The sequence below is a fragment of the Allokutzneria oryzae genome (assembly GCF_042429765.1).
Lineage (GTDB): Bacteria > Actinomycetota > Actinomycetes > Mycobacteriales > Pseudonocardiaceae > Allokutzneria > Allokutzneria oryzae.
Map to the genome: position 1 here is coordinate 139,219 of NZ_JBHLZU010000005.1, position 24,819 is coordinate 164,037.

Annotated in this window: 24 protein-coding genes; 9 read left to right on the top strand and 15 right to left on the bottom strand. The window is 71.2% G+C overall.

Translation table 11 applies throughout. From position 1 onward, the window contains the following. Positions 1-51 precede the first annotated feature (51 nt). From ACFFQA_RS05990 to ACFFQA_RS06005, 4 genes are all read left to right on the top strand, one after another. The gene (locus ACFFQA_RS05990) at positions 52-684 is read left to right on the top strand and encodes a TetR family transcriptional regulator C-terminal domain-containing protein (protein ID WP_377850631.1); all 633 of its coding nucleotides are present in this window, start codon (positions 52-54) and stop codon (positions 682-684) included. After that, the gene (locus ACFFQA_RS05995; protein ID WP_377850632.1) at positions 681-1,247 is read left to right on the top strand and encodes a hypothetical protein; all 567 of its coding nucleotides are present in this window, start codon (positions 681-683) and stop codon (positions 1,245-1,247) included. The genes ACFFQA_RS05990 and ACFFQA_RS05995 overlap by 4 nt, the downstream gene beginning before the upstream one ends. 176 nt (positions 1,248-1,423) lie before the next feature. After that, complete coding sequence (locus ACFFQA_RS06000) at positions 1,424-2,014, top strand: helix-turn-helix domain-containing protein (protein WP_377850633.1); 591 nt, start codon at positions 1,424-1,426, stop codon at positions 2,012-2,014. After that, complete coding sequence (locus tag ACFFQA_RS06005; RefSeq protein WP_377850634.1) at positions 2,011-3,282, top strand: MFS transporter; 1,272 nt, start codon at positions 2,011-2,013, stop codon at positions 3,280-3,282. Before ACFFQA_RS06000 ends, ACFFQA_RS06005 begins: the two co-directional genes overlap by 4 nt. A gap of 25 nt (positions 3,283-3,307) precedes the next feature. On the opposite strand, the gene ACFFQA_RS06010 is transcribed toward ACFFQA_RS06005, so the two are convergent. Then, positions 3,308-3,541, bottom strand: coding sequence for a hypothetical protein (locus tag ACFFQA_RS06010; protein ID WP_377850635.1), 234 nt, complete (start codon positions 3,539-3,541; stop codon positions 3,308-3,310). A 111-nt stretch (positions 3,542-3,652) separates the two neighbouring features. Here ACFFQA_RS06010 and ACFFQA_RS06015 point away from each other — a divergent pair, with 111 nt between their 5' ends. After that, the gene (locus ACFFQA_RS06015; protein ID WP_377850636.1) at positions 3,653-4,786 is read left to right on the top strand and encodes a M24 family metallopeptidase; all 1,134 of its coding nucleotides are present in this window, start codon (positions 3,653-3,655) and stop codon (positions 4,784-4,786) included. Beyond that, positions 4,787-5,239: an Lrp/AsnC family transcriptional regulator gene (locus tag ACFFQA_RS06020; protein WP_377850637.1), complete on the top strand. Its 453-nt coding sequence runs from the start codon at positions 4,787-4,789 to the stop codon at positions 5,237-5,239. It abuts the gene before it with no gap. A 178-nt stretch (positions 5,240-5,417) separates the two neighbouring features. Here ACFFQA_RS06020 and ACFFQA_RS06025 read toward each other — a convergent pair whose 3' ends face one another. The 6 genes from ACFFQA_RS06025 to ACFFQA_RS06050 all read right to left on the bottom strand — a co-directional run bounded on the left by ACFFQA_RS06025 (position 5,418) and on the right by ACFFQA_RS06050 (position 12,215). Beyond that, positions 5,418-6,341 (bottom strand): glycosyltransferase family 2 protein, encoded by a 924-nt coding sequence (locus ACFFQA_RS06025; RefSeq protein ID WP_377850638.1) that lies wholly within the window; start codon positions 6,339-6,341, stop codon positions 5,418-5,420. A gap of 101 nt (positions 6,342-6,442) precedes the next feature. Beyond that, complete coding sequence (locus ACFFQA_RS06030) at positions 6,443-7,531, bottom strand: GDSL-type esterase/lipase family protein (RefSeq protein WP_377850639.1); 1,089 nt, start codon at positions 7,529-7,531, stop codon at positions 6,443-6,445. Positions 7,532-7,596: 65 nt separating this feature from the next. Then, complete coding sequence (locus ACFFQA_RS06035; RefSeq protein WP_377850640.1) at positions 7,597-7,737, bottom strand: hypothetical protein; 141 nt, start codon at positions 7,735-7,737, stop codon at positions 7,597-7,599. 542 nt (positions 7,738-8,279) lie between these two features. Beyond that, complete coding sequence (locus tag ACFFQA_RS06040) at positions 8,280-8,948, bottom strand: ABC transporter ATP-binding protein (RefSeq protein ID WP_377850641.1); 669 nt, start codon at positions 8,946-8,948, stop codon at positions 8,280-8,282. Then, on the bottom strand, positions 8,945-9,628 hold the full coding sequence (locus ACFFQA_RS06045) for an ABC transporter ATP-binding protein (RefSeq protein ID WP_377850802.1): 684 nt from the start codon (positions 9,626-9,628) through the stop codon (positions 8,945-8,947). Before ACFFQA_RS06045 ends, ACFFQA_RS06040 begins: the two co-directional genes overlap by 4 nt. A gap of 13 nt (positions 9,629-9,641) precedes the next feature. After that, positions 9,642-12,215 carry an FtsX-like permease family protein gene (locus tag ACFFQA_RS06050; protein WP_377850642.1) on the bottom strand — a complete coding sequence of 858 codons (2,574 nt, stop codon included), beginning with the start codon at positions 12,213-12,215 and terminating at the stop codon, positions 9,642-9,644. Between the two features lie 185 nt (positions 12,216-12,400). On the opposite strand from ACFFQA_RS06050, the gene ACFFQA_RS06055 reads away from it, so the two are divergent. Beyond that, on the top strand, positions 12,401-13,585 hold the full coding sequence (locus ACFFQA_RS06055) for an exonuclease domain-containing protein (RefSeq protein WP_377850643.1): 1,185 nt from the start codon (positions 12,401-12,403) through the stop codon (positions 13,583-13,585). A 468-nt stretch (positions 13,586-14,053) separates the two neighbouring features. Here ACFFQA_RS06055 and ACFFQA_RS06060 read toward each other — a convergent pair whose 3' ends face one another. Then, positions 14,054-14,839, bottom strand: coding sequence for an FHA domain-containing protein (locus ACFFQA_RS06060; RefSeq protein ID WP_377850644.1), 786 nt, complete (start codon positions 14,837-14,839; stop codon positions 14,054-14,056). A gap of 82 nt (positions 14,840-14,921) precedes the next feature. Here ACFFQA_RS06060 and ACFFQA_RS06065 point away from each other — a divergent pair, with 82 nt between their 5' ends. Then, positions 14,922-15,386, top strand: coding sequence for a hypothetical protein (locus tag ACFFQA_RS06065; RefSeq protein WP_377850645.1), 465 nt, complete (start codon positions 14,922-14,924; stop codon positions 15,384-15,386). Between the two features lie 564 nt (positions 15,387-15,950). On the opposite strand, the gene ACFFQA_RS06070 is transcribed toward ACFFQA_RS06065, so the two are convergent. The 6 genes from ACFFQA_RS06070 to ACFFQA_RS06095 form a co-directional block, all read right to left on the bottom strand. Beyond that, a complete protein-coding gene (locus ACFFQA_RS06070; protein ID WP_377850646.1) occupies positions 15,951-18,173 on the bottom strand; it encodes a serine/threonine-protein kinase in 2,223 nt (740 codons plus the stop codon). A 31-nt stretch (positions 18,174-18,204) separates the two neighbouring features. Then, on the bottom strand, positions 18,205-20,439 hold the full coding sequence (locus tag ACFFQA_RS06075; protein WP_377850647.1) for a HelD family protein: 2,235 nt from the start codon (positions 20,437-20,439) through the stop codon (positions 18,205-18,207). A gap of 111 nt (positions 20,440-20,550) precedes the next feature. Continuing rightward, positions 20,551-21,048 (bottom strand): GbsR/MarR family transcriptional regulator, encoded by a 498-nt coding sequence (locus ACFFQA_RS06080; protein WP_377850648.1) that lies wholly within the window; start codon positions 21,046-21,048, stop codon positions 20,551-20,553. 308 nt (positions 21,049-21,356) lie between these two features. Continuing rightward, complete coding sequence (locus tag ACFFQA_RS06085) at positions 21,357-22,295, bottom strand: sigma-70 family RNA polymerase sigma factor (RefSeq protein ID WP_377850649.1); 939 nt, start codon at positions 22,293-22,295, stop codon at positions 21,357-21,359. Between the two features lie 95 nt (positions 22,296-22,390). Next, positions 22,391-22,516, bottom strand: a complete 126-nt coding sequence (locus ACFFQA_RS06090) for a hypothetical protein (RefSeq protein ID WP_377850650.1) — start codon at positions 22,514-22,516, stop codon at positions 22,391-22,393. A 174-nt stretch (positions 22,517-22,690) separates the two neighbouring features. After that, complete coding sequence (locus ACFFQA_RS06095) at positions 22,691-23,011, bottom strand: hypothetical protein (RefSeq protein WP_377850651.1); 321 nt, start codon at positions 23,009-23,011, stop codon at positions 22,691-22,693. Positions 23,012-23,519: 508 nt separating this feature from the next. On the opposite strand from ACFFQA_RS06095, the gene ACFFQA_RS06100 reads away from it, so the two are divergent. Then, positions 23,520-24,272 carry a nucleotidyltransferase domain-containing protein gene (locus tag ACFFQA_RS06100; RefSeq protein ID WP_377850652.1) on the top strand — a complete coding sequence of 251 codons (753 nt, stop codon included), beginning with the start codon at positions 23,520-23,522 and terminating at the stop codon, positions 24,270-24,272. On the opposite strand, the gene ACFFQA_RS06105 is transcribed toward ACFFQA_RS06100, so the two are convergent. Next, positions 24,244-24,735: an Lrp/AsnC family transcriptional regulator gene (locus ACFFQA_RS06105; RefSeq protein WP_377850653.1), complete on the bottom strand. Its 492-nt coding sequence runs from the start codon at positions 24,733-24,735 to the stop codon at positions 24,244-24,246. The two genes, ACFFQA_RS06100 and ACFFQA_RS06105, sit on opposite strands and share 29 nt — an antisense overlap. Positions 24,736-24,819 lie beyond the last annotated feature (84 nt).

The window sequence follows — 24,819 nt, forward strand, 5'->3', positions numbered from 1 at the left end:
CGCGGGGAGGCCGACCTTGCACCTTTTCCAATATGGTCATATTGTAAAAATGTGCCCAAGGTGATCGACCACGAACTGCGCCGCAGGCAGGTGGTGGAGGCGCTGCTGCGGCTCACCGCCGAGCGCGGGCTGGACGAGGTGAGCGTCGCCAAGGTGGCCGCCGCCGCCGGGGTGTCGGTCGGCCTGGTGCAGCACTACTTCTCGAACAAGGACGAGATGCTGCTGCTGGCCTTCCACACCATCGACGAGCGCTTCGACGAGCGCCTGCGGGTGCTGCTGGAGTCCAGCGGCGACCGGGAGGTCCCCGCGCGGTCCCTGGTCCGCGAGGCGCTGTTGCAGCTCATGCCGCTCGATGACGTGCGGGCCGACGAGGCCCGGGTCTGGCTGGCCTTCTGCGCGCGCAGCGTGGGTGCGCCACAGCTGGCCAAGGTCTACGAGGCGGCCACGCTGCGGCGCCTGGAGCAGCTGGCCGACGCCGTGGTGCGGGGGCAGCTGGCGGGGGAGGCCGCCGAGGACCTGGACCCGCGGGTCGAGGGGCTGCAGCTGCTGGCCTTCGCCGAGGGGCTGGCGCAGCAGGCGTTGCTGGCCGCCGGGCAGATCAGCGCCGAGATGGTCGTCGAGGCGGTCGACGCGCGGCTCGACCGCGTGTTCCAGTTCAGAGCAGTCACAGGGGAGAACGCATGATCTACTGGGCCATCATCGGAGCCGAGGTCGGCTTCTGGTTATTCATCGGGCTGGGCCTGTTCGCCCGCTACGTGCTGAAGATGCCGAAGCTGGGCGTGGCGTTCCTGATCTGCACGCCGCTGACCGACGTGTTCCTGCTGATCGTCGCGGGCTACGACCTCACCGTCGGTGGCAAGGCCGCGTTCCACCACGCCATCGCCGCGCTCTACCTCGGCATCTCCGTGGTGTGGGGGCACCGGATGATCCGCTGGGCCGACCAGCGGGTCAACCACCGCTTCGCCGGTGGCCCGCCGCCGCCCGCCAAGCCGAAGCACGGCCGCGCGCACGCGAGGTTCGTGCGCGCCAACTGGTACCAGCACGTGGCGTCCTGGGCGCTGGGCTGCAGCCTGCTGGCCGGTGGCCTGTGGCTGGCCGACTGGGACCTCGGTCGCGCGGAGGTGCTGCTGACCGTCGCCAAGGTCTGGACGATCGCGATGCTCGTCGACGGGGTGTACTCGCTGTCCTTCACCGTCAAGCCGCGTCCTGAGCCGAAGCGTCCCGAGCTGGCGTACAGCGGTCACTAGGCCACTCGTTGGTGTTTTCTCGCCCGCTCCGTGTAATCACGGGGCGGGCGAGAGTCGTATGGGGGGTTGGCAACTACCCCAAAAGGATTACTACGGTTACATCTCCTGATCGCTTTCAGTAACTGATTTGCCAAGAACCCATTGCAAAGGCTCCTTGGCGAACTAGCTTCCGCTCCGTGCCGACAACGACCGATCCGCAGCGGTGGGGGCAGCCACTCGACGCCCGCAGCCTCCGGGGACTGGCGCATCCGCTGCGGATGCGCATCCTCGCGTTGCTCCGCCAGGACGGCCCGGCAACCGCGTCCGGGCTCGCCGCCCGTCTCGGCGAGAGCTCCGGCAGCACCAGCTGGCACCTGCGCCAGCTCGCCGAGTACGGGTTCATCGAGGAGGACCCGGACCGCGGCAACCGGCGCGACCGCTGGTGGCGCGCCCTCCACGAGGTGATCACCTTCGACAAGGCGCAGTTCCTCGACGACCCCGACTCCTGGGGCGCGGTGCAGGTGCTGCTGCACGAGGTGGTCAACCGCGACTTCGGCCAGGCCGCCGCCTTCGTCGCAGCCGTGGAGTCCTGGCACCGCCAGTGGGTCTGCGCCGCGACACTGTCCGACTGGGACCTGTGGCTCACCGCACCGGAACTGGCCGAGCTCGTCGAGGAGCTCGGCGCCGTCATCGCGCGCTACCGCAGGCCACGGGCCGACGGGGACGAGGCGGTCCGGGTGCAGCTGCAGGCGTTTCCCCACCGCCGCAACGAGGAGCAGCAGCCTTGACCCTTGCCGAACCCGCCCCGCCGCCACGCGCCACGGTCGGGGCACTTCCGGCGCCGACGCCCAGCAGGACGCGCGGGCCGCTCGCGGCGGTGCTCGTCGCGAACGCGGTGTCCGGCTGCGGCACGACCATGACCCTGATGGCGATCCCGTGGTTCGTGCTGCAGACCACCGGGAGCGCGACCCAGACCGGCCTCGTCGGAGCGATCGAGGCGGTCGGCCTCGTGCTGTCCTCGGTGCTGGGCGGCCCGCTGGTCGGCCGGTTCGGGGCGAAGGCGGTGAGCGTGCTCTCCGACCTGGTCGCGGTCGTCGCGGTCGGGCTGATCCCGTTGCTGCACGCCACGAACGGCCTGCCGTTCTGGCAGCTGGTCGTCCTGGCCATGGTGATCGGGATGAGCCGCGCGCCGGGGGACACCGCGCGCTACAGCATGCTGCCGAGGCTGACCGAGCTCGCCGGCACCACGGTGGAGCGCGCGGCCAGTGGCTACGACGGCGCGGGCCGGGCCACCAGGATGCTGGGCGGCCCGCTGGCCGGGTCGTTGATCGCGCTCACCGGGCCGCCGCAGGTGCTGGTGATCGACGCGGCGACGTTCCTGTTCTCCGCGCTGGTGGTCGCGGTCTGGGTGCGGCACCTCGACGGTGCGCCCGCCGAGCGCAGGAACTACCTCGCCGAACTGCGCGAGGGCATCTCCTACCTGCGGTCGGACCGGCTGATCGCGGCCATCGCCGGGATGATCGCGGTGACCAACGCGCTGGACAGCGCCACGATCACCGTGCTGATGCCCTCCTACGCGCGCGACGTGCTGCACAGCAGCGTGGCGCTCGGCATGATCATCGGCGTGTTCGGCGCCTGCGCGTTGACCGGGACGTTGATCTACGGCTGGATCGGCCACCGCATCCACCACAGAAGACTGCTGTTCACCACGGCGTTCATCCTGGTCGGCCCGGTGCGGTTGCTGATTTACACGGTCGATCCGGGGCTGCCGGCGATCCTGCTGGTGGTGGCCGTCGCCGGGTTCGCGGCCGGGTCGATCAACCCGCTGCTGGCGGTCGTGGAGTACGGGCGCATCCCGGTGCGCATCCGCAGCACGGTGATCGGCGCGATCGGCGCCTGCGCCCTGGTGGGCATGCCGCTGGGCTCGCTGCTCGGCGGGCTGGCCGTTGAGACCTGGGACGTGCACCTGACCTTCGCGGTCGGCGGGTTGATCTACCTGGGCGCGACGCTGTGCCCGTTGGTGTTCCCGGTCTGGCGGGAGATGGACTCCCGCTGAGCTGTCTACTGTGGACGTACGGCGGTCAGCCGCGCTTCGACCAGGGATGGCCGCCGTACTTCTTGTGCACCGCCTGCTTCGAGACGCCGAGCGCCTCGGCGATCAGCGCCCAGGGCACGCCCCTGCCGCGCGCCCGCCGCACCTGCACCGCCTCGATGCGCTCCGCCTCGTGGCGGATCTCCGCGGCGGCGTAGAGGGCCTTCAGCGGGTCGTCGTCGCCCGCCTGCCCGACCAGAGTCGCCAACTTGTCGACCTCCATCCGGTAAAGCTACGTCCTCCCCGCTCGTCAATCTAGGTTGACTTCTCCGCTGCGTCAACCTGGGTTGACTTCTTCCTCGGTGAACGAACTGGTTTGCCGGGGAGCACTAGTGTGGTGACCATGTCCACGATCACTGGGGCGCTTGACGTCGAGGCCGTCCGGGCACGTCTGCGCAGAGCCGGGGAGGCCGCCGGGAGAGCCGGGGTGGACGCCCTGGTGATCTCGCCGGGTTCGGACCTGCGGTACCTGCTCGGAGTCGGCGGCGGCTCGCACGAGCGGCTGAGCTGCCTGCTGCTCGGAGCGGACGCGCCGGTGCTGCTGCTGCCCGCCCTGGAGGCGCCGGGCTACGCGCACCTGCCCTTCGACGCGCTCGGGGTGCGGCTGCGCACCTGGGTCGACGGCGAGGACCCGTTCCGGATGGTCGCCGACGAGGTCGCGGGCGCGACGGCGTTCGCGGTGTCGGACATGATGCCCGCGCTGCACGCCCTGCAGCTGCGCGACGCACTCGGCTCGGCGCGGCAGAGCCTGGCCGGGCCGATCGTGCGCGAGCTGCGCATGCGCAAGGACGCGGCCGAGATCGACGCGCTGGCCGAGGCGGGCGCGGCGATCGACCGGGTGCACGCGCGGATGGGCGAGTGGCTGCGCGCCGGGCGCACCGAGGCGGAGGTCCGCGCGGACATCGCCGCCGCGATCGTCGCCGAGGGCCACACCGAGGCCGAGTTCGTGATCGTCGGCTCCGGCCCCAACGGCGCGAGCCCGCACCACGAGGTCTCCGAGCGGGTGATCGAGCGCGGCGACGTCGTGGTGATCGACATCGGTGGGCCGATGGCCAGCGGCTACAACTCCGACTGCACCAGGACCTACTCGATCGGCGAGCCCCGGCAGGACGACGTGGCGGCGACCTACGCGGTGCTCCAGCGGGCCCAGGCCGCGGCCGTCGAGGCGGTCCGCCCCGGCGTCACCGCCGAGTCGGTTGACGAGGCCGCGCGCTCGGTGATCGCCGCCGCGGGCTTCGGCGAGTACTTCGTGCACCGCACCGGGCACGGCATCGGCCTGGACGTGCACGAGGAGCCGTACGTGGTGTCGGGCAACGCGATCGCCCTGGAGCCGGGCATGGCCTTCAGCGTCGAACCGGGCATCTACCTGCCAGGCCGGTGGGGCGCGCGCATCGAGGACATCGTGGTTGTCACTGAGGATGGGGTCCGGTCGTTGAACAACCAGCCGCACGAATTGGTGGTGCTGTAGATGAGTTCGGCGTTGGAGCCCATTGACCGCGCGATCCTGCGCGAGCTCTCCGAGGACGGCCGGTGCAGCTTCACCGACCTCGCCGAGCGGGTCGGTCTGAGCGTTTCCGCTGTGCACCAACGAGTTCGCCGCCTCGAACAGCGCGGAGTGCTGCGCGGCTACCAGGGCAAGCTGGACTACGAGCAGGTCGGCCTGCCCCTGACGGCCTTCATCTCGGTCACGCCGATCGACCCGTCGGCTCCGGATGACTACCCGCAGCGGCTGGAGCACCTGCGCGAGATCGAGGCGTGCTACTCGGTCGCGGGCGACTACTCCTACATCCTGCTGGTGCGCGTCGCGCGGGCGACCGCCCTGGAGGACCTGCTGCGGCGGATCCGCGAGGCGGCCAACGTCTCCACGAAGACCACGGTCGTGCTGTCCACGCCGTACGAGGCGCGCCCGCCCGCGGTCTGAGCGGGCGCTCCCGCCAGGGCGTGTCCTGACGGGAGCGGCACCACCTCACCGGCCGCTCACCCGCCGCTCACCACGCGCGCCCCCGTACCCCTCGTTCGCGTTGTGGAGCCTTAACGCGAAAACCCTGAGTGCGCCAGGTCGCGTGCACAGCGCAGTGCGGCATCGGGACGGGTAGGACCTAGCCCAGGGTCGCGAGCAGGCGCGTGGGCACCTCGGCCACGTCGATCCGGCCGGTGTGCGCGCTGTGCAGCACGCGGAGAGCCTGCTCGTACAGGAAGTGCGGCAGCGGTTCACCGCGCACGAGGCGCTCGTGGCACACGTTGTTGAAGTCCATCATGTGCTGGCGCAGCGCCGCGATCGGCGATGTCGGCGGTACCGGCCACTGGTCCAGCAGCGCCGGATACCCCTGGCGGTAGCGGTCGTGTCCTTCCACGATCCGCACGGCGTCGACGGTGTCACTGCTCTGGTCGGCGATCCGGTGGTAGACCACGGTCGGCCGATCGGTCGAAGCGACCTTCCACCCGTGCCCGTGCACCAGGCGCAGCAACAGTTCCCAGTCCACGAGCACCGGGATGGTGGGGTCGAACCGCGCCGCGCGGTCGTTGCGGCAGACGATCGTGGAGGTCGGGATGTAGTTGCAGACGAGCAACATCGCGCTGTCGTAGGCGACGTCGAAGGCGTGCTCGGTGCGCGCCGGTACCTCGCCGGGCTCGACGCGGCGGTCGCTGATCCGGCAGTGCGCGTAGACCAGGTCGGCGCCAGTGGCGCGCATCGTGCTGAGCGCGGTCTCCAGGTGCTCCGGCAGGTAGAGGTCGTCATCGTCGAGGAAGGCGATGTACTGGCCCTCGGCCGCGTCGATCCCGGTGTTCCTGGCGGCGGAGTGCCCGTGCGAGTCCGGCGACTCGATCAGCTTGACGTTGTCCAGCCCCGACTCCTTCACGACGTCACCGACGCCGGTGCCGCCGTCGTTGACCACGATCACCTCGATCCGGTGGGCGGATCCGGGATCGGTCAGTGTCTGCGCCGCCACGCTCTCCAGCGCCGAGGCCAGCGGCCCAGGACGGTTCTTGGTCGGGATCACCACGCTCACCACCGGCTCCATGATCAACACAGTAGTGGGTCGGCCCAGGGGGCATAAGCGGGCGAACGGACCGTCCAGCCTGGCAAAACCCTCGTGTCCCAACGGTTGCGCGTGCGCGGGCCTCAGCCGGACGCGCGTGTGAGCGCGGCCTCGCCGGTGACCAGGTCCAGTCCGCCCGCCGGGTCCGGCACGCAGGCGCCGATGCGCTCCGGCGTGCGCAGGAAGCGGCCCAGGCACCTGCCGATCTGTTCGTGGCCGTTGGCGTTGGGGTGGAAGGACTCCTGCATCGCGTGGCGGGCGCGGTCGTCATGGCGGAGGTCGTTCCAGTTCACCGTGAGCCTGGTGAACCACTCCGACTTGCCCTCCGCCGCCGAGGTGCAGGCCTCGTGCCCCACGCCCGCCCCCGACAGGTCCAGGAAGCGGGCGTTCGCGCCGTCCGCCGCCCGGCGCAGGCCGTCGGCGAGCTGGTAGACCGCCTTGGTGCGCACCCACTGGAGGTCCTCGGTGCGGAACGGGCAGCCTGCCAGGCTTTGCAGCGCCGACAGGACGTTCGGGCCGACCGGGGCGGCGTAGGACTGGACGACCAGGGAGTAGGCGGAGTCCTGGTAGCCCGACTTGCGCATCACCGTGCGGATGTCCGCGAGAGCTTGGCCGACCTTCGGGACCATGCGGTCGACCCGCTTCGGCCAGTCCGTCGTGAGGCCCGCGGCGCAGCCCGCCTCGCGGCCCAGCAGCCAGGCTCCCGCGCAGTCGGTCACCGTGCGGGCGAAGCCCGGGTCGTCGTTGGCGCCGATCTGCACCACCACGGTGGTCACGCGGAAGACGCGGGCCACCTCCGCGAGGCGCTGCGCCTGGGAGCGTTCGGTGTGGTGGGTGTCGTCGGTGAGCCCGACGTTGCGCGCGACCGCCCCCGAACAGGCGAGGTTGATCGTGGTGATCGCCTTGGTCATCGCGGTGTGGTGCACCAGCGAGCGGTTGGAACGGTGGCACCAGTTGCCGTTCTCACCGTTGGTGCCCGGCTCGTAGTCGCCGACGCCCTCGCCGGACATCGAGCTGTCACCGAGTGCGACCACCGCGTGCGGGGCCTCGGCAGGCGGGCCAGGGGCCAGCGGGGCGCGGCCGTCGGAGAGCAGCACGCTCAGCCCGATGATCGGCACCGCGAGCGTGAACAGGACCAGCCGCAGTGGGCGAAAACGGTGTCCGGCGCGCATCGCTACCGAGTGTATCGACGCGGGTGCCCCGGGGACTGCGCGTTTCGAGTGCTTCCGGAGCCGCCTCAGGAAGCTTCGCGGTGCCTGCGGCCCGAGGTCTCCAGGTCGGCATCTGCCTCGGCGGCGGGCTTGTCCTCGGTGACCACGCCGCCCGCGGTCAGCTCCTTGAAGAGCTCGTCGTAGATCGGTGTCGCTGCCTGCTCCACGGGATCCCCCTATTGGTCTAATCGGAACCTGGGAAGGCTAACTCACCGTTCCGGCGATCGCATGTTCTTGATGTGGGTGCGATCTTCCTCACTTGAGCCTTAGCGCGGGCCGTGACCAGATGTGCACACCCCGTGCTGTTCGCGCTCGGCGAAAACGCACAGGAAAGGATCTCCGTAATCGCGGTGTCCGATCCGCTCCTCGGGGCCTCGCGCGTTTTCGCGACCCTCTTGGCGGCCCGGTGGAATGGGCGGGTAGTGCGGGGGTGAGGCCGAGGCCGGCGGCGTGCGCCAGGCGTAATGATTTCTGCTTTGCCCGAAACTGGCCGCCGAAGCCCCGCTTTGCATCCGCTGGGAGTCGGTGCCCATCTTTCTTCGGGAACAACGTCGGATACGTCAATCGGGCATGTGGTTGTCAGCCGTGTGCCGCAAAGATCAATGCGAAGTGGTGCCGGGTCGTGTTCACGTATTCCCTGCCGATGCTGTCCGAGTCCGGATCGCCGGAGATAACGCGAAGACTTCTCGTATCGAGTGGTGGGTGTCCCTCACAGTGGGGAGGCGCCCGCCGTCACCCGTCCCTCCACCAGCCGCAGCCGCCGGTGCGCGGCCTCGTGGACCTCCTCGTCGTGGGTGGCCACCAGCACCGCCGCGCCCTCGTCCGCCGCGCGGCGCAGCAGCCCGAGCACCAGCGGGACGGTCGCGTGGTCCAGGTGCGCTGTCGGCTCGTCGGCCAGCAACAGTCGCGGCCGGGGTGCCAGCGCCCGCGCCAACGCGGCTCGCTGGCGCTGCCCGAAGGACAGCTCGGTGGGGTAGCGGTCGGCGAGCGCGCCGACTCCGAGCTCGTCGAGCAGCTCCCGTGCGCGGGCCACCGCCGACTCGGGCGCGTCACCGCGCAGGCGCAGCGGCAGCGCCACGTTCTCCTCGACGGTCAGCTCGTCGGCGAGGCCCATCACCTGCGGCAGCACCGCGCAGTCCTGCCACGACGGGTGCTCCGCCATGCGCTCGCCGAGCAGCAACACGTCACCCTCATCGGCGGTGTCGAAGCCGCTGAGCACCGCGAACAGCGCGCTCTTGCCGGAGCCGGACGGGCCGGCCAGCGTCACGAACTCGCCCGCCGAGACCTCCAGGTCCACGCCGTTGAGCACGTCCACGACGCCCGTGCCCTGCGGGAAGGACCGGCGCACGCCACGCGCGCACAGCACCGAGTCGGTCATCGCAGTCCTTCCGTCGAGGTGATCCGTCCGTCGCGCAGGCGCACCACCGGGCTGCCGAGCTCGATCAGCCGGTCGTCGTGCGAGGCCGCCACCACGGTCACGTCCCACGTCGCCAGCTCGGCGAGGGTCTCCAGCACCAGCGTCGCCGAGCGCGCGTCCAGCTGCGAGGTCGGCTCGTCGGCCAGCACCACCTCCGCGCCCGCGGCGATCGCGCAGGCGAAGGCCAGCCGCTGCTGCTGACCGCCGGAGAGCGCGCTGACCCGCCAGCCCTCGGTGCCGGGAAGACCCAGGCGCTCCAGCAGGTTCTCCTGCGCGGCCCGGCGTCCGGCCAGCTGCGCGGCGGCCACCAGGTTCTCCCCGACGGTGAGGTAGTCGAAGAGGTTGTCCGCCGGGTTCTGGAAGATCATCACGACCCGGTTCCTGCGCAGCCGCCGCAGCTGCCGGTGCGCCAGACCGGTGACCCGGCCGCCGTCGAACCACACCGTGCCCTCGGTCGGCCGCTCGACAAGGCCGAGTAGTCGCAGCAGCGTGGACTTGCCGGAGCCGGACGGGCCCGCGAGCACGGTCAGCCCGCCGCGCGGCACCACGAGGTCCACCTCCTTCACCGCCGTCACCGGGCCGGACGGGGTCGGGTAGTCGAGGCGGACCCCGCGAAGCTCCAACGCGGGCACCGAGGCGATGTCGGTCAACGGCTCAGCCACGCAGCAGCTCCCCGGCTCGTGCGGTGCGGACCGCCCGCACCGCGATCGCGCCCGCCACCACCACGATCGCCGCCGCGGTGAGCGTGGTGAGCAGGACGAACGGCAACGGGTCCGGAACGGACGGGAACGGCGCCAGCCTCGGCGCGGGGTCCAGCCGCGCGGCGGACAGGGCCGCGCCGAGCACGCCGACCGCCGTGCCGACCGCGGTGGCCAGCGCCGCGATCACACCGAGCTCCACCAGGTGGCTCGACACCAGGGTGCGCCGCCGCATGCCCATCCGCGTCGCCAGCACGCTGAACAGAACGTTCTGCCTCCGCCGCACCTCGACGGAGAGCAGCAGGGAGGACGCCGCCAGCACCGCGAGCACGGCGCCGAGCGCGGTGATGAACGAGAACGTCCAGCTGACCACGTAGAACGGCAGCGCGTCGATCACCTTGGTGCGGCTCTGCGGGTTGAAGTAGCGCACCCCGCCCGCGGTCAGCTGCGCGGTGACGCGGTTGATGTCCTCGTCGGTGCTCCACAGCCGCCACGCCGCCGCGTCGTAGGCGTTGGGCAGCGCCTCGCGGGCGATCACGTAGCCCCGGTCCACGCCGAAGCCCGGGAACTGGGGGAGCGAGCCGACCGTATGGATCTTGACTCCACCCACCGGTTCGAGTCTGCCCTGCGGGGTCCTGCCGACGCTGAGGGCCGGGGCGGCCCCTGAGGAGTCCGCCGGGCCGAGCTTGGCCAGCTCGTCGGTGAGGTCGATCGAGGAGGCCTGCCACGCGATCCGCTCGAAGCTGGCCCGGTCGACCACCAGCACCCGCACCTGACTGCCGTTGACCAACCCCGGCGCGTCACCGACCAGCGTGGTCGTCGAGCCCAGCTCCGCCGGGACCGCGACCTTGCCCTCTGCCACCTCAAGCGGTAGCTGCACCGCGGTGTTGGCGCCGACGACCATGCCGGACTTGTCGTCGAGCGCGTTCTGCTGCGCGCTGGTCACGCCGTAGCCGACCGCGACCGTGCCCACCGCGAGCGCGGCGACGGTCAGCACGCCGGTCGCGGTGGTGCGGGAGATCGCCAGTCGCCGCACGGCGAGCTGCACCGCGGGCCAGGACCACGCGTCGAGCCGGTGCGAAGCGCCGAGGGAGACGCCGAGGACCCGCGAGATCAGCCCGGCCGCCGTCAGCACCACGAGCAGCGGGAAGGCCAGCGCGATCGGGTCGATGCGGGGCAGGACCTCACCGCGCTGCACGGTCAGCGCACCGTTGACGAGCCTCGTCCACGACCACACCGCGAGCGCGGACGTGCCGAGCTCCCAAGGAACCCAGCGCAGGACGCGTCGTCCCGCGCCGCGCGGCTTCGCCTGGAACGCCCTGCGGACGTGCACGGCGGTCGTCCCGCCGAGCACGAGCACGGCCAGGCCGAGCACCGCCGCGACGATCACCGCGGTGAGGCCGAACGTGCCGGGGTCCAGCGCGGTGCTCGGCGCGAACAGCGGCAGCGCCAGCCTGCCGAGGCCGAGTCCTGCCGCGCCGCCGAGCACGAAGGGGACGATCAGCTCCAGCACGGCCTTGCCGCCCAGCCCGGCGGGGGAGACACCGCGCACCCACAGCAGCCGGACCTCGGCGCGGCGGCGTTGGCACCACTGCACGGCGACCGCGCCGACCGCGACCAGGCCGACCAGGACCGTGACCGCGGTCAGCGGCAGCACCGCGAGCAGCACACTCGTGCGCGCCTGCTCGGAGAGCTCGATCCCCCGCCGGAGCAGGTCGGTTCTGGTGAACGCGGTGCCGAGTCCCGCGGCGTTCAGCTCGGAGTCGATCTGCCCGAGCAGCGCCGCCGACCGGTCGGCGAGCTCGTGCGCCTCGGTCAGCGTGGCCGGGAGCTGCTGGGGGAAGCGCATTGTCAGCGTGTACGACATGCGGGCGCGCAGGTCGGTCGGCAGCGCCGCGACGAGCTTGTCGAACTCGGCGCGGTCGGGCAGGAAACCGAGCGCGGCGGTCGTGCTCTCGTCGGCGAGCGGGTTGGCGACGACGTAGCGTTCCTCGCTGCACCACCAGTTCCCGGTCGGCGCGGCGATGTCCTCGAAGATCGTCGTCACCGGCGGCAGCAGGCCGCCGAGGCCGCGGTCGCCGAGCCGCACGCCACCGGCCTCGGCGACGCTGCGCGGCAGCCACAGCCCGGTGCGCTCGCCGCCCTGGAGGACCTTCACGTGGTCGGCGGCGCCCTCGCGGTGGCCGATCCGCAGCCAGGGTGTCCTGCCGTTGAAGTCCACCCGTCGCACCGAGGTGTAGCGGCCACCGACCATCTGCTCGAAACCGTTGCGAGCGGCGGCCTCCGTGCCGATCCGCAGGGCCTGCTCGACCTGGTCCGGGCGCAGCCGCTCGCCGTCCACGGTGGGTGTGACGATCCCCGGGCAGCCGCGACCGGTCTGGTAGGCGACCGCGGCCGAGCCGCTGGAGACGGTGTGGGTGGCCGCGGCGGTCACCACGAACGAGAGCACGAGCCCGGCCAGCGCGGCGACGAGCACGGTGGAGATGCTTGCCAGCGCGGCACGGGGTGCTCGGGTCCAGGGGAGGCGCACAGGCAGGACCGTACCTGCGCCGAACGCGCTTCGGACACGAACGGGTGAACACCGAGATCAAGCCGAGGCCGTGCGGGCCGTCCGCCGCAACGCCCGCTGCGCCACCCGGAGTGCCGCGGCCGGGGCCGAGCCGGGTATTGATTACGTGATCACCCAGGGGGCTGGAAGGACGGTGCCGAGGAGTCATGCCGGGCGGCTACGCGGTGGTCGACGTCGAGACCACGGGCCTGTCCTCGGGCTGGCACGACCGGGTCGTGGAGATCGGCGTCGTGCTGCTGGACCGGGACGGCGCGGTCACCGGCGACTGGTGCACGCTGGTCAACCCCGGCCGGGACCTCGGCCCGCAGCACATCCACGGGATCACCGCCGCCGAGGTGCTCGGCGCCCCCGCCTTCCCGGAGATCGCCGCCGAGCTGGCCGGGCTGCTCGCCGGGCGCGTTGTCGTCGCGCACAACCTCGCCTTCGACGCGCGGTTCCTCGCCGCCGAGTTCGCCAGGGCGGGCATGGCGGTGCCGGTTCGCTCCGACCTGGGCCTGTGCACGATGGAACTCTCCAAGAGCTACCTGACCACGTCGTCCCGCTCGCTCGCCGCCTGCTGCGCGGTCGCCGGGATTCCGTTGCTCCAGGCGCACTCCGCGCTCGACGACGCCTACGCGGCGGCCGGGCTGATGGTCACCTACCTCGGAATGGAGCGGGCTCGCCCTGAGCCGTGGGCCGCGCTGATCGAGGACGCGGGCACCCGGCGGTGGCCGGTGTCGCCCGCCGCCCCCGGGGCGCGCACGGTGCGCAGGGGAGCGGTGCGGACCGGGCTGTTCGTCGACCGGATCCCCGCCTCGGCCACCACACCGTCCGATGTGGACGGTTACCTCGCGGTGCTCGACCGCGCGCTGATCGACCGCGTGCTCTGCGTCAGCGAGCAGGACGAGCTGGTCGCGGCGGCGGTGGAGCGCGGGATCGACCGTGCGACGGCCGGGGAGCTGCACCGCAGGTACCTCGCCGAGTTCGCCCCGGACAGCCCCGCGGACCGCGCCGCCGTCGCCGACCTGCTCGGTCTGCCCGCCGCGCTGGTGGACCTCCCGGCGCGACGGGCGGTCTGGGGGACCTTCGGGCTCCGGCCGGGCGACCGGATCACCTTCACCGGCGAGACCGTCAAGCCCCGCGAGCTGTGGCTGGAGGAGGCCAGCGACGCCGGGCTGGTGGTGTCCCCGCCCAACATCTGCCGCTGGACCAAGGTCCTGGTCGCCGCCGACCCGGACTCCTTGTCCACCAAGGCCCGCAAGGCAAGGGACTACGGCGTCCCGGTCGTGGTGGAGGACGGCTTCGCCCGGCTGCTCGGCGACATGCCGATCACAGCGGGTCCACGGTGCTGAACGGCTCGCCTCGTCGAGCTGGTCGTGCCTGCCGCGTCATCGCGGTAGAGGTCGGTGGTCGCGCCAGCGCGCGGGAGGGGTCCCGAAGCTAGTCGGCACCCTCCAGGCGCCCTCACCCCCTGGGTCGCTCCTTCCACGTTTTGTAGCCTTAACGCGATTTGGGAGCGCTCTTTTGCGCGCTAGGGCTACAAAACGCGAAAACCCCGACCACGTCAGCCAGGCCACGTGCACGCCGGGGTACGAGGGCGGCGCGCTACCGCGCGGGAGGGGTCCCGAAGCTAGTCGGCACCCTCCAGGCGCCCTCACCCCCTGGGTCGCTCCTTCCACGTTTTGTAGCCTTAACGCGATTTGGGAGCGCTCTTTTGCGCGCTAGGGCTACAAAACGCGAAAACCCCGACCACGTCAGCCAGCCCACGTGCACGCCGGGGTACGAGGGCGGCGCGCCAGTGCGCGGGAGGGGTCCCGAAGCTAGTCGGCACCCTCCAGGCGCATGAGATCCGCACTGGTGAGACTGCTGGTCGTGACGGCCAGCTCGGTGAGCAGGTTGTGGCTGAGCAGATTGCCGATCGGCTGGGGCAGATCGCTCTGGACGAGGCCGAACACGCCCTGCCCGGACAGGCGCAGGCGGACGGCCTCCACGACCCGGTCCATCTTCCTGACGTCCCAGTCCTCGCCGGGCCGCAGCTCGGCGAGCTGGGCGGCTGCCTGGTGCCGGGCAAGCGGCTGGGCGCGCGGGTTGTTCCGCAGGTACTCCTGGCCGAGGACGGCGAGCACGAGCCGCTCCCGCTCGTCGAGCCGCCAGACGTGGCCGGGTGCCGTGTGCAGCCCGAACGCCGGGGCGGGCGACGCGCCCTCGCTGCCGTTGACGCACAGCTCCACCAGATGCCTGCGGTCCGCCGTGGAGATCAGTGCCGAGGTCACTCCGGCGCGGAGGGGAACCGCGTCGCCGTTGGGCTGCAGAACGTGGTTGCCGACCTCGATGGGCAGTCTGCCGGTGTTGCTGAGGTGCCACCAGCCACTCCGGTGCACGAGCAGGCCGTGCTGCCTGCTCACCTTCGTGTCGTCCACGCCGACGGTGACGTCGACGGGCTTCCCCGGGTCACCGGGGCGGCCCCGGCCGAAGCGCAGCATCGCTCCTTCAACGGGCGCCGCGGCCGCGGCGTTGCCCAAGGCCCGGACGACAAGCGCGCCGGGAGCGGTCCACGGTCTCTTCCGGGGCGGCGCACCGGCCCCCTCGAAGTGTGCGACGTTCACGGCACCCCTTTCCGATCGCGAAGCCCGCAGAATCCCACGAAACCCCGGACGCGCAGCGCAGGGGCTCGGCTACCGTCTGCGCATGCCTTCGTTGACCGCGTTGACGGGGGGCGCGGTGCTGCTCGCCCTGCTCGCCGGATGCACCAGCACGCCTGAGAGCGCTCCGGTCACCACCACGTCGAGTGCCCCCGCGACCACGACCACGACGACCTCGGCCGTGCCCGACCGGCAGCCGCACACCTTGGTGCTCAACGCGACCGGCACCGGCAACGCCGTGATCAACAAGATCAAGTACAGCCTCGACGGGCAGGTCCAGGAGGAGGGGGAGGTGAGCCTGCCCTGGCGGAAGTCGCTCAGCGTCCCCGCCGACGGTCTCCCGCACGCCTGGGAGCTGACGGTCACCTACACCGGCAGCCGCAACGGCAGGCTCGAACTCGTCGCGGTCTACGACGGCAAGGTGGTCGGGCAGGGCGGCAGCGCGGCGGGCGGCACCGGCAACACCAAGGTCACCGGCAGCTCCTCCGTCGGCGGCAGCGTCCGGGGCTAGCGGCCCAGGCGGTGTCGGGCCGGCAGTGCCGTTTCACGCCGATTCACGCAGTCGGAATGTCCACTGAGGACTTCGCCTGGAGGTCATCCCGCCGCTTGGGCGGGCGTTACCGCCGTTGTGGGAAGCCGACGGCCTCGATCATCGCCGGGGTGGGCACGATCGCGGGCCTGCGCAACCTCGTCGTGGTCGGGGAGCCAGGGATGCGAGCACGTTCGATGCCGCTCGGGCCCAGTACGCAACACCTTTCGGGGCCATGGTCGACCAGCGCGGCAGTGTCCGAGCGCTGCCCTGCCGTTGGTGGCCGGGGTGTCCGCGGCCAACCTCAACGATCACCTCGCGCTGGAAGCCATGGTCACCGCCATCCCTCCGGCGTACACGCCGCACGCGGACGCGGCCTAAGCCGTCGCCGACCTGCGTGCCTGGCCGCGTGAGCGGGGCATCGCACGCACGGGCATCGACTCCTCCGAGAAACTGGGACGCCACCCCTGAGCAACCGGGGCGGCAGCACGGCTTTCAACCGCAGCACGGCCCCCAGCGGCAGCACCATGACCAGGACGGCCTGAACTAGATCGGCCCAGCGTCGTGGGTCCACCAGTCGATCATCGCGTAGGGATCGGTACCCCGATAGGCCACCGCCCGAACGGCCAGCCGGTCGTCGGTCCAGCTCAGCATCCGCTCACCGGTCTCCTTGACGGTGGAGCACCGGAGGTGCCCCGTGGTGCCGCCACGCGAGTAGCTGTGGTCCCCCTCGAAACCGGCGGGCAGGTCGCGGCAGTCCTTGCCCTCCGTGGAACTGAGCCCGTGCACCGCCCGCATGCTCGCGGCGTCCTGGAACTGGTAGTACGCGACGAGTTCCGCTCCGCTGGTCCGGCCGCACACCACCCCCACGGCCGGGGTCGCGCTGACGTCGCGCCACTTCTGGCTCGGCGACGGCCGCACGCAGTGCACGCGCGACGCGGCCGGGATGTGCGCGAGCAGCGAACGCTCCTGCGCCGTCGGAAACGGTGGCGCGGACTGGGCGTTGATCGCGTCGACAAGCCGGGACACCGGCGCGACATGCCACTGCGACCACCAACCGGAGAGCGCGGCGGGCACTGTCCCGCCGACGCGGCCGATGACCGACAGCGGCTCCATCGTCCACTCCATCGCCAGTGAGCCGCTCGGCGTCGGCCGGCACAGCACCTGGCCCACATCCACGCCGAGCCAGTCATGCCGTTGTGTGCCAAGGAATCCCGGAGCCGAAGCGCACGCGGTCCCACTCGGCGCACGAGCGTCGTTCACCAGCGCGCCGAAGGCGTCGCGGAGCGCGGGCAGCGAGGCGAACCGGTAGTAGGAGACCTCCTGCGCTCCTTGCCCGTACGGCACGCAGGTCACTCCCGCGACTGCGGTGGGTAAGCCGTCCAAGCTCGCGCGCTTGCATTCGGTTCCGGCCGCCAAGGACATCACGGCTCGCTCGTCGTCGGTCGGAAACACTGTCGTAGCACTGGTCCAGCCCGCCCACGCCTGCCGGAGCGCCGCGTCGTCTGCGGTCGGAGCTTCGACGCGAGTGACGACTCGGGCCTCGTCGGAGGTCCACACGATCACCGAGACGCCATCCCGCGAGTAGCAGAGCACGCGACCCTGAGCGGGGCCGGTCACGGGGTAGCGGTGCTCAGCGCCGGTCGCGGTGGAACAGTCGCCCTGAGTCCTGGCCACGCCGGACGTCTCCACAGCTCGCGCGTAAGCGGCAGCAACAGCAGCGCGGTCGGAGAACAGCTCCGACACCGCCTCGCGCCCCGCGCTGTCGCGACAGGACAGCACAGCGGGAGCCGAGACACCGCAGTCTCCGCGCAGTGCGGCCGGAACCCGATCCAGCGCCGCCTTCTCCGGGGCCGGACCACCGAAGATCACCGACGCCAGGACCAGCACCATCACGACGCCCAGCGCGACCAGTCCCCCAGCGGTCGTCCGGCGTCGGCGAACGCCGCGAACCCGGGCCGCGGCGAGGTCCTCGACCAGCTCCCCGCAGCTCGCGTGCCGATCCGCGGGATCCTTCGACATGGCCTTGAGCAGGACCCGGTCCACCAACGGGTACCGGGACCGCGTCCCGTTGGCCAGCTCCGGGGAGACGCCGGTGAGGCAGTGCTGGATCACCCTGCCCAGCGAGTAGACGTCCGTGCGGTGGTCGATCTCGCCGCCCGCGGCCTGCTCCGGTGAGGAGTAGTACGGCGTGCCGACGAAGCCGCCCACCGCCGTCAGCCGCGTCAGCGCGGTGTCCTTCGCGATGCCGAAGTCGCACAGGTAGACGTGGCCGGTGCCCTCCTCGACCATGATGTTGGCGGGCTTGACGTCGCGGTGGATCAGGCCGCGCTCATGGGTGCTGTCGAGCGCGGCGGCGACCTGGCGCGCGACCGCGATGGTCTCGTCCATGCCGAGCGCGCCGCGCTCGTTGAGCACCTGGAGCAGGTTCGCGCCGTGGATGTAGCGCATCGCCAGGTAGCACAGCTGCTTGTCGGCCGACTCGCCCGCGGCGTGCGAGGGAACGACGTTGGGGTGCTCCAACGTCAGCGCGATCCGCGACTCCCGTTCGAACCGCGCCCGGAAGCCGGGGACGCGCACCAGGTCCGGACCGAGGACCTTGAGCGCGACCTGCCGTTGCCCGTTCTTGAGGTCCTCGGCGAGGAACACCGAGGACATCCGCGTCTCCGACAGCCGCCGCACGAGCCGGTAGTCCGGCAACCGCAGGGCGATGTGCTCCTCGTCGAGCGCACCGTCCTCGGTCTCGTTAGCGGTCTCGTCCTCGGCCAACGTCAGCTACCCCCGAATTCGGCGGACAAGCCTAGCCAAGGGCGGTCGCCAGCGACTCCGGCAGTGCCGCCGAGTGCAGGACGCCGAGGCGCTGCGTCGCGCGGGTCAGCGCCACGTACAGGTCGTTGAGGCCCTTGCTGGACTCCGCGCGGATCGCGGACGGCTCGACCACGATCACCGAGTCGAACTCCAGGCCCTTGGCCTCGCGCACGGTCAGCACGCTGACCCGGTCCTCCGCGGTGACGGCCAGCTCGCGCAGCGCGATCGGCGTGATCACGCCGACCGTGCCCTCACCGACCTCGGCCAGCTCCGCGCGGACCAGCTCCGCCAGCCGCGCGGGCAGCCGGTCGGCGTCCACCTCCACCCGCCACGGCGGGACTCCGGTGCTCCGCACCGACTTCGGCGCCTCCAGCGGCGGCTCGAACTCGCGCAGCACCTCCGCCGCCACCGCCATGACCTCGGACGGGGTGCGGTAGTTGACGGTCAGCTCCTCCATCCGCCAGCGGTTGTCCACGTGCGGGGCCAGCACCTGCTCCCAGGACTCCGCGCCCGACAGGTCACCGGTCTGCGCCACGTCGCCGACCAGGGTCATCGACCGGGACGGGCTGCGGCGCATCAGCAGCCGCCACGCCATCGCGGAGAGCTCCTGCGCCTCGTCGACGATCACGTGGCCGAACGTCCAGGTCCGGTCCTGGGCGGCGCGCTCGGCCGTGGTCAGGTTGCTGGAGCGCTCGTGCCGCTCGGCGAGGTGGTCGGCGGTGATCATGTTCATCGCCATCAGCACGTCGTCGTCCGCGGTCTCCTCGTCGATGCGCATGATGTCGACGACGCCCTCGGCGAACTCCAGCCGCTCCTGCCGCTTCCTCGCGGCCAGCGCCTTCGCCATCCGGTCGTCCTCGCCGAGCAGCTCCATCGCCTCGTCCAGCAGCGGCACGTCCGCGACCGTCCAGCCGTAGTGCTCCTCCCGCAGCAGCAGCGCCCGTTCGGCGTCGGTGAGGTGCGGGAACGCGGACTCCAGCAGCTCGGGCGTCGCGTAGAGCTCCTTGAGCAGCCGTTGCGGCGTGAGCACCGGCCACAACCAGTCCAGCGCCTCGATGACCTCCGGCTCCTCGCGCAGCTCCCGCGCGATGTCGGCGAAGTCGCCCGGCTCCAGCAGGTCCGCGCCGAGGTTGTCGGCGACCTGCCTGGTCAGCTCCTCGATGATCGCGGTGGCGAAGGTCGGCTGCGCCCGGTTGTGCAGCGTGCCCAGCCGCCGTGCCGCCGCCCTGGCCCGCTCCACCGCCGCGGGCTCCAGCAGCAGCGTCTCCCGCTCGAAGACGATCTCCATCGGCTCCGATGGCACCCGCTGGCGGTCGGCGACCGCCCGGCGCAGGACCTCCACCATCTCCGCCCTGCCCTTGATCTCCGCCGTCGCGACCGGCTCGGTCAGCCGCGGCCGCACGTCCGGGAAGAGGTCGCCGATGGTCGCCATCAGCACGCCGGTCTCGCCGAGCGAGGGCAGCACCTGCGAGATGTAGTTGAGGAAGGTGGTGTTGGGGCCGACGACGAGCACGCCGCGCTTGGCCAGCTGATCGCGGTGGGTGTAGAGCAGGTAGGCGGCCCGGTGCAGCGCGACGGCCGTCTTGCCGGTGCCCGGCCCGCCCTGCACGACCAGCACGCCGTGCAGGGCCGAGCGGATCACGTTGTCCTGCTCGGCCTGGATGGTGCGGACGATGTCGGTCATCCGGCCGGTGCGCTTGGCGTTGAGCGCGGCCAGCAGCGCGGTCTCGCCGGTCACGCCGTCGGAGCCGTCGACGCCGGAGAGGTCGAGCAGCTCGTCGTCGACGCCGGTCACGGTGCGCTTGCGGATGCGCAGGTGCCTGCGCATCCGCACCCCCTCCGTGGAGGCGCCGGTCGCGACGTAGAACGGTCGTGCCGCGGGGGCCCGCCAGTCCACCAGCAGGGGTTCGTAGTCGTTTGTCTCGTCGAGAATCCCCATCAGCCCGACATATCGCCGCTCGCCGTCGGTGAATTCGAGCTTGCCGAAGCAGAGGCCGGTTTCCGCGGCGGCGTACTGCGCGAGCTGTTCTGTGTGGAGCCGGGTGGCGGCATTTCTCTCCGCGTGGCCCTGCTCGGAGTCCGGAACCTGGGCCAACGCCTCCGACAAGCGCTGGTTCGCCTGCTTGCGCAGGGTGTCGAAGCGGTCGTACAGCAGCGAGACGTAGTCCTGCTCGGCGGCGAGTGCGGAGATCTCGCCGGTTTCCGACGCAGTCGAGACGGTTGACAACCGGGTCCCTTCTCCCTTACAATCAGAGGCACGCGATTGGTTATCGCTTCGCCCTGTCCTGATTCTGCGCATACGAATCCGACTATAGCGGCTCGTATCTCTTTCTGCGAATCACTCTTTTTCGGACTGGTGCTCGCGCCACTTCTCCAGCAGTCCGGGCAGCTCCGCCTCCAGGAACCGGAAGAACGCCAGCGTCTCGGCCATCCGCGCGCCGCCCGGCGTGTCCTCGCCCACCACCTCGACGCCCTCGGCCAGGCTGTCGGCCCACCGCCTCATCATCCGGTTGCGGCTGAGCACGGTCTGCTGCCACAGCGTGCCGTCCGCGCGGTAGTGGTCGCGCCGCGCGCCGGGCTCGCGGTCGCGCACCGCGATCTGGGCGTCGCTGAGGTAGCGCACCGCCCCGGAGATCGCGGCGGGGGAGACCCGCAGCATCTCCGCCAGTTCGGCGGCGGTGAGCCTGCCGGTGTCGCTGGCCAGCAGTGCGATGAACACCCGCGCGGGCATCCTCGGCCAGCCGGCGTCGGAGAGCCCGGCGGCCGAGCGCTCGATGAAGCGCGCCAGCTCCTCGTCGGGGACGTCGGAGCCGTTGTGCGTCGTCGCGGGGGTCATGGTCGCCTCCTGCCTGCGGATATCGATGGAGTTTATCCGTGTCACTAACTTCACGAGATTGTGAAGTGGATGGAGGTGTGCGCGGCTGGACCCGTTGACGGGGAGGTCTTCCGCGAGTGCGCCGCCGAGCAGCGCACTCGCGCGGCCGCGGCCGCGGGCCCGGACCGCCCGGCCGAGCTGTCCACAGTGGAGGGCGTGCACGCGCTGGATGTGGACGCGAGCCTCGGCAGGCGCTCCGCCGCCGGGGCGCGGACGCTGACCAGCCAGCCGCCCACGCTGGAGGAGCGGCACGACGCGACCAGCGGCGGTCAGCTCGCCCAGTCCAGCAGCGCCTGGTGCAGCCGGGGATCGCGCAGCCGCCGCATCGCCACCTTCTCCAGCTGGCGGATGCGTTCCCTGGTCAGCCCCAGGTGGTCGGCGATCTCCTGCAAGGTCCGCTGGCGGCCGTCGGTGAGCCCGTACCGCAGGGTGATGATCAACGCCTCGCGCGGCGGCAGCCCGTCGATCACCGCGCGCAGCTCCCGCGCCAGCGCGCGGAACTCCAGCACGTCGTGCGCGGCCAGGACGTCGGTGTCCTGGATGAGGTCGCCGACCCTGGTCTCGCCGTCCACGCCGACGAGGCTGTCCAGGCTCAGCGACTCGCGGCCGATCCGGCGCAGCTCGCGTACCCGCTCGACCGGCAGCTTCGCCGCCTCGGCGACCTCGTGCGCGGTCGGCTCGCGGTCCAGGGACAGCCTGAGCCCGCGCTCGGTCTTGGCCAGCCGGTAGAGGGTTTCCACGACGTGCACGGGGAGCCGGATCGTGCGGCTGTGCTCGGCGAGGCCCCGGTCGATGGCCTGCCGGATCCACCACGTGCCGTAGGTGGAGAACTTGAAACCCTTGGTGTAGTCGAACTTCTCCACCGCGCGGATCAGGCCGAGGTTGCCTTCCTGAACCACGTCCAGCATCGGGACGCCGCGGCGCGCGTACTTCCTCGCGGTGGCGACCACGAGACGCAGGTTGGCCCGGATCATGTGTGCCTTGGCGTCGGCGCCGTCTCCTGCGACCCGCTCCAGCTCGGCGGCGCGGCCCCGGTGCGCGCCTTCGTCGAGCAGGTGCCTGGCGTAGACGCCGGCCTCGATCCGCTTGGCCAACCACACCTCCTGCTCGGCGGTGAGCAGTGGTGTAGCGGCGATCTGGTCGAGGTACTGCCGCATCAGGTCGGTCTCCTCGCCCGCGGGGCGGGGTTCCTGGCGCTGTGCGGTCACCGTGGTCACCCCCCGGGCTCTCGTGGAGAACGATCTCCACGTCGGCTACCCGGATCGCGGGCGGGAGCAACCTGGTTCGGTGATCTCAGTACGGTTCAGTCCGACCCGCGCACGATGTGCGGCTCGGCCTCACGCGGCTCGTCGCCCAGCCACGACCAGCGCGCCCAGACCGCGGTGTTGTGCGTGTCGACCGGCGTCTCCGCTCTCCGTGGAAACGGCACGACGCTCTGTCTGCGTGTGGTTGTCTGTCCCATGGCTCGTTCCTCCTTCCCGCCGTTGCCGGCGTGGGGGTGTGAGTCTCCCTACACCGTGGTGATCGCCACCAGAGTCGTCATCGTTTCGATGTACCACTCTTCGGGAAAGAACTTGACTCGACCGTGCGAGTCGTTCTCTCCCTATGGGTGTGCCCGGTAGTTGTCGGCGATGAACTTGGCCACGACCGTGGGAGCGGGCGGGTTCAGCGTGGGAACCCGGCTGAGGTACTGGTGGTCGGTGGGGGCGGCGTCGACGTCGTAGGCGGAGCGGCGCGCGATGGACCAGCCGTCCCGCGTGGTCCAGCAGGCGGCGACCGAGCTCCCGGCGAGGTCCATCCGGACGTCCTCGGCGCGGTGGTCGGCGCCGAGGTCGAGTCGTTCCACCAGAATCGAGTGGTCCAGCACGGCGCGCTCCACTTGCAGGAAGTAGTCGATGGTGGCCGCCGTCGCATGAAGAGGCATGTGCTCACCGTAAGCGCCCGGACGAGGATGCACCATCGCCATTCCCGGTGACCGGGGCCGGTTCCCGCCGCCGGGTGGTGCGGCCGGTTCGCTTGCGGGACAAGCGTACTGACTCGCATGTCCACTGTGGATGGTTCTTGATCGAAGCCTGGATCGATCAGGCACGGGGGGCGAAAGCGATTGCACTGAGTGATCACGGCGGCGATCCTGTCCCGTTGTGCGTCAGAGGGCGGTGGAGGAGGCGCGTCGTGCTCGGGTCCGAAGCCGACCGCGATGCCCCGCGTGGCGAGCGCGTCCGACGTGCTTGCTGTTGCTGGCCGATCGCTCGGCCCGGGTGGCGCACCCCGAGGATCCCGCCAATCGTTTGCGCGAGGTATGGACCCCCGCCTTGTGCTCGTGTGGCACAAGAACCGCGATGTTCCCCGGAACCGCAGCCGCCGGAGCGGGTCATGCGGCATGGGCTCAAGGCCGCCGAAGCCGCTGATGGACCCGCAGTAGGGTCGCGGTCGTGTTCACCGTCGAGGAACGAGAACTGCTGCGGGACAGCCTGGTCGCGGCGGCCCGAGCCGACCGTCGTGTCACGGGCGCGGCGTTGACCGGCTCCGCGTCGGTGGGGGCTCAGGATCGCTGGTCCGACATCGATCTCGCCTTGGGTGTGGCGGGCGCTGTCGACAAGGTCATCGACGACTGGACCGGACTGATGTACCGGGAGCACGGCGCGGTGCACCACACGGATGTGGTCTTCCGCTCGACCCTGTACCGGGTTTTCTTGCTGGACAACACTTTGCAGGTCGATGTCGCGTTCGCGCCCGCCGAGGAGTTCGGTGCGCTCGCGCCCACGTTCCGGCTGCTCTTCGGCACGGCGCAGGAACAACCCCAGCCCGCCGCGCCCGATGCCGTCGCGCTGCTCGGCATGGGGTGGCTCTACGCGCTGCACGCCCGCTCCAGCATCGAGCGGGGCCGGGTGTGGCAGGCGGAGTACATGATCAGCGGCGTGCGGGACCAGGTGCTGGCGCTGGCCTGCCTGCGGCACGACCTGCCCGCGAGCCAGGGGCGTGGCGTGGACCGGCTCCCGCCGTCGGCGACGGCGGTCGTGTCCGGTGCGCTCGTGCGGTCACTGGAGACCACGGAGCTGCGGCGGGCCTTCGGGGTCGTCACCGACGCGCTGCTCATCGAGGCGGAGCTGGTCGACGCCGAGCTGGCCCGGCGCCTGGCCGGACCGCTCGACGAGCTCAGCCGGAGCCGGTCCGCCCCGAGCTGATCGGCACGGTGAGCCCGACCTTCACCCGGTCCATGACGACGTTGGTGGTGAACCGCCGCACCGTGGGGTTGTCGAAGAGGATCCGCCTGGTGACCGCGTCGAACTCGGCCATGTCCCTGGCGCTGACCACGAGCACGAAGTCGAACTGGCCCGTGACGCAGTAGCACTGCTGGACGTGCTCCTCGGCGAGGAACTGCTGCCGCAGCGAGTCCAGGAGGTGCGCGCGCTCCCGCTCCAGCTCGACCAGCAGCACGAAGGTCATGTCCTGGCCGAGCGCGCGGGGGTCGAGGACCGCGACCTCGCGGCTGATCGTGCCGTTCTCCCGCAGCCGCTTGATGCGTCGCTGCACCGCCGCCGCGGACAGGCCGACCCGCGTGCCGATGTCCTCGGCGATGGTCCTGCTGTCCTGCTGGAGCAGGGCCAGGATCGCCCTGTCGACGTCGTCGAGCTTCACGCTGCGCATAAACCGCACGATAAGGCGTTCGGCGCGGTTGAGCCGCGTAGCCGGCCGAAAACCAGCGGCGCGGCCGCGTCGGCGATCTCTAGG

Coding starts and splice junctions, on each gene's coding strand:
- ACFFQA_RS05995 (WP_377850632.1), top strand. CDS start 681: ATGATCTACTGGGCCATCATCGGAGCCGAGGTCGGCTTCTGGTTATTC.
- ACFFQA_RS06010 (WP_377850635.1), bottom strand. CDS start 3,541: ATGGAGGTCGACAAGTTGGCGACTCTGGTCGGGCAGGCGGGCGACGAC.
- ACFFQA_RS06020 (WP_377850637.1), top strand. CDS start 4,787: ATGAGTTCGGCGTTGGAGCCCATTGACCGCGCGATCCTGCGCGAGCTC.
- ACFFQA_RS06025 (WP_377850638.1), bottom strand. CDS start 6,341: ATGGAGCCGGTGGTGAGCGTGGTGATCCCGACCAAGAACCGTCCTGGG.
- ACFFQA_RS06030 (WP_377850639.1), bottom strand. CDS start 7,531: ATGCGCGCCGGACACCGTTTTCGCCCACTGCGGCTGGTCCTGTTCACG.
- ACFFQA_RS06040 (WP_377850641.1), bottom strand. CDS start 8,948: ATGACCGACTCGGTGCTGTGCGCGCGTGGCGTGCGCCGGTCCTTCCCG.
- ACFFQA_RS06055 (WP_377850643.1), top strand. CDS start 12,401: ATGCCGGGCGGCTACGCGGTGGTCGACGTCGAGACCACGGGCCTGTCC.
- ACFFQA_RS06065 (WP_377850645.1), top strand. CDS start 14,922: ATGCCTTCGTTGACCGCGTTGACGGGGGGCGCGGTGCTGCTCGCCCTG.
- ACFFQA_RS06080 (WP_377850648.1), bottom strand. CDS start 21,048: ATGACCCCCGCGACGACGCACAACGGCTCCGACGTCCCCGACGAGGAG.
- ACFFQA_RS06095 (WP_377850651.1), bottom strand. CDS start 23,011: ATGCCTCTTCATGCGACGGCGGCCACCATCGACTACTTCCTGCAAGTG.
- ACFFQA_RS06105 (WP_377850653.1), bottom strand. CDS start 24,735: ATGCGCAGCGTGAAGCTCGACGACGTCGACAGGGCGATCCTGGCCCTG.